Here is a 2,959-nt window from a genome sequence, read left to right as displayed (position 1 = left end):
TTTTTTCTGTTGGGAGGAAACCTACATGATAACCCTTCCCCACGGAATACCAACCAATAAAAGGATGTAGGCAATGGAGAAGTACACCAGTGCGACTCCAAACTTTTTTCGTGGTACCGTGGCCTTTTTCGATTTGCTGCGACCAATATGAACCAACACCACGGCAATAAGCATCAAAAGGAAATGCTCCACCAAGTAAAAGCGCAATTCTGCGTTTTTCATTGCTGCACCTATATTCTGAAAGGCTGCTTTGGTGATTGGACTGATAAAAAAGTAGAGCGCCAGGCCAACAACCAACTGCACATCCATCACTGCTGTAAAAATAACACCCAGCAGATTGTCTGACTTTTTCCATCGGTTGTGACTAAACCAAGCCATGAAATATTTTGCAAGGGTAATGAGGGCCACCACTAAAACCAACCAGCGCAAGGTATTGTGTAAATGTAGAAATCCTGTGTACATGTTTTCAGTTTTAAATTATTCTCCTTAAACGTTTACCCGGCCTTTTGGTTGAAAATATCTGTCTGAACCGGCTGTGCGTTGTCCATTACAAAATGAGCGGAAGCGTGACGCAAAGTGCTAATTATCTGTGAATGTATTTGTTAATTGTATTGTTGAGTTTGTCGCTGTGAATGAACACAATATCGCGCGATTCTTTTTCATTGGTCGACAGCAGTTTGCCGTCGTCAAGAACAAAAGCTTCGAAACCGTTTCTGCTAAAAAAATCGAGCATCTGTTTTCTTTTGGCGCCGGCCGTTTCCACCAATAAAATTGGCTTAAACCGGTTGATCAGCGATTTCATTTCCGGCAGAACAACGGTTTCAAAACCTTCAATATCGCATTTTACGAAGTGGAGTTGATCCAGACCGCGGAACAATTGGCTTCCCCGCCGCATTTCAGCTTCCGATACAATATCGATTCCAAGGCCAAGGGCAGCATTGTTTTCTAAAACAAAATGCGAACCCGATCCCATGTAGCCTTTTTTAATCCGGGTGTTATTTCCAAGTTGGATGGTTGTGTTTTCAGCACCCAGCGCGAACGGGTAGATCTGAATATTCTTCAGCCGTTTGGTGTTTTGACGGAGCACATTGCGCACCGGGCCAACCGGTTCAACGGCATGCACCTTCCCGGTTTCGCCCACCAATTTCGAAAAAAGCACCGTAAGGTAGCCCAGGTTGGCGCCAATATCGAGTACCACATCACCGGGTTTGATCAAATGTTTGATGAAGTACGGATATTCAAACGATTTGCTGAGTTTTAGAATACCCGTGTTGAAAGCGAAAAAATATGCTTTGCTCAATACCATCAGGTAGTTTTCGAGGGAAAGCGAACGGAAAAGTATCGTTCGGATGAGGGAGCCAATTTTCTTCATTGGTTGATTTGATTCTGTTTTTTGTGAATAGCCATTCGGGCATTTTTGTTTTGCAACTGCCCGTTTTGCAAATATACTATTTCCTTTGGCTTTGAATAGAAGTAAGCTTTGAAGTCCTTGATATTTGGCTGACTGTATAAACCGCACTGTTGCGAAGCCAGGGAAAACTTTGCGGAGAGAAATACGACCGCTGCAGAATAGGATCATCTCATGGAAAAACGCAAGAATCCGTAGCGGAATGCAATCATCCCAGGGGAAAGTGCCAAAAACCATAGCGAAATGGATCCGACGAGCTTGGACCGCGTTTCGCACCCGTTAGATTCATTTTGCTGTGGTCGGATGTGTTTCGCTACGGCTTTTAGCGTTTCGCATCAAAAAATACCGGTTGGCGCTGGTTGTAGGAGAATGATTAGGTTAGGGAGAACACAAAACTGTAATTTGCATCATGCCGGTAGCATTCTTTGATTTTTTTTGATGATTAGTAGTTTCGGTGCGCTGTACCTTTGAATTCATCGATACCCAGGTGCCTATAAATATACCGCAGCGCTGCTGCTTCATGTCGACTGAGTCAGTTGCCGGACGTTAAGGGAGCCCCCCAATTTGTAAAAACTTGTTAATGCTGTCGTAGAAGTACAGCATGAATTTCCCAATTGAGCAGATTTTAATTTATTTAGCTCATTCAATTGAAAAACTTGGATGAGTCAAAATACCTGTATTCTTTTTTGTCGCTGTGGAGCTGGTGTCATTTCCAATGAAAAGACCGACCAACTGGCCAACGCGTTTCAGCAGTTGGATGCCGATGTGTACGAGCTGCGCGATTTGTGTGCCCTTTCGGTCCATGAAAAGGATGTGTTGCAGTCGATTGGAGAAAAGTATGATCGAAAGTTGGTGGTGGCTTGCTATTCGAGGGCTGTGGAAAACATGCTTCGGCAAGCCGGAATTGAGCTTGATGGATTTGAGTTTTTGAATTTCAAGGAGCTTTCAACGGAACAGATTCTTGAAAAACTGACGGACACTTATCAGTTAGCGTCCGGCGAGGCTCGATACCAGGTTCAAACCAGCGAGCTGGATGTTCCGGCCTGGTTTCCGGTGATTGACGAATCGCGCTGTACCCTTTGCGGACAATGTGCCCGCTTTTGTATGTTTGGGGTTTACTCGTTCGATAAAAGAAGTTTGACCGTCGTGAATCCATTGGCTTGCAAAAATAATTGCCCGGCCTGCGGAAGAACCTGTCCGGCTTCGGCCATTATGTTCCCGCGTTTGGCGGAGAATTCGGCGCTGGCTGGAGCCGAGCCGGGAGAAAAGAAAGCGGCTGGCGGCGCGAAGAACGGAGGTTTGTTTGTGATGTTGAATGAACGCAACCAGATACGGAAAAATATTTTCAGGCAGGGCGTGGTGCAAATGGCCGAAGAAGAGCGGCGAAGGGCATTGGAGGAATTCGCTCCCAAGCGCCCGAAAAGGGAGGGACCGGTAGATGCGTCCTGAGTGTTCGGGACAAACTACGGTGTGGCAAGCCCAAAGGATTAGCGGATTTTAAGGTTATTTTGGTTGAGATGAGTTTCACAAAAAGTATTGACATACGACAAC

3 protein-coding genes are annotated in these 2,959 nt (G+C 45.5%); 1 reads left to right on the top strand and 2 read right to left on the bottom strand.

The genetic code is table 11. The features are described from left to right. Positions 1–21: 21 nt before the first annotated feature. Both NC99_RS05360 and NC99_RS05355 read right to left on the bottom strand, forming a co-directional pair. Positions 22–462: a hypothetical protein gene (locus NC99_RS05360; protein ID WP_053180633.1), complete on the bottom strand. Its 441-nt coding sequence runs from the start codon at positions 460–462 to the stop codon at positions 22–24. A 121-nt stretch (positions 463–583) separates the two neighbouring features. Beyond that, the gene (locus NC99_RS05355) at positions 584–1,372 is read right to left on the bottom strand and encodes an FkbM family methyltransferase (protein WP_162231150.1); all 789 of its coding nucleotides are present in this window, start codon (positions 1,370–1,372) and stop codon (positions 584–586) included. A gap of 696 nt (positions 1,373–2,068) precedes the next feature. On the opposite strand from NC99_RS05355, the gene NC99_RS05350 reads away from it, so the two are divergent. After that, the gene (locus NC99_RS05350) at positions 2,069–2,857 is read left to right on the top strand and encodes an ATP-binding protein (protein ID WP_053180628.1); all 789 of its coding nucleotides are present in this window, start codon (positions 2,069–2,071) and stop codon (positions 2,855–2,857) included. The last annotated feature ends 102 nt before the right edge of the window (positions 2,858–2,959 follow it).

Source organism: Sunxiuqinia dokdonensis, from assembly GCF_001270965.1.
Classification (GTDB): Bacteria; Bacteroidota; Bacteroidia; order Bacteroidales; family Prolixibacteraceae; genus Sunxiuqinia; species Sunxiuqinia dokdonensis.
Note: the sequence above shows the minus strand (reverse complement) of the source record. Positions and strands in the feature narration are given on the sequence as shown.

Bases quoted from the DNA above. Each gene is read 5' to 3' on its own strand.
- NC99_RS05360 (WP_053180633.1), bottom strand. From the start codon at position 462: ATGTACACAGGATTTCTACATTTACACAATACCTTGCGCTGGTTGGTT.
- NC99_RS05355 (WP_162231150.1), bottom strand. From the start codon at position 1,372: ATGAAGAAAATTGGCTCCCTCATCCGAACGATACTTTTCCGTTCGCTT.
- NC99_RS05350 (WP_053180628.1), top strand. From the start codon at position 2,069: ATGAGTCAAAATACCTGTATTCTTTTTTGTCGCTGTGGAGCTGGTGTC.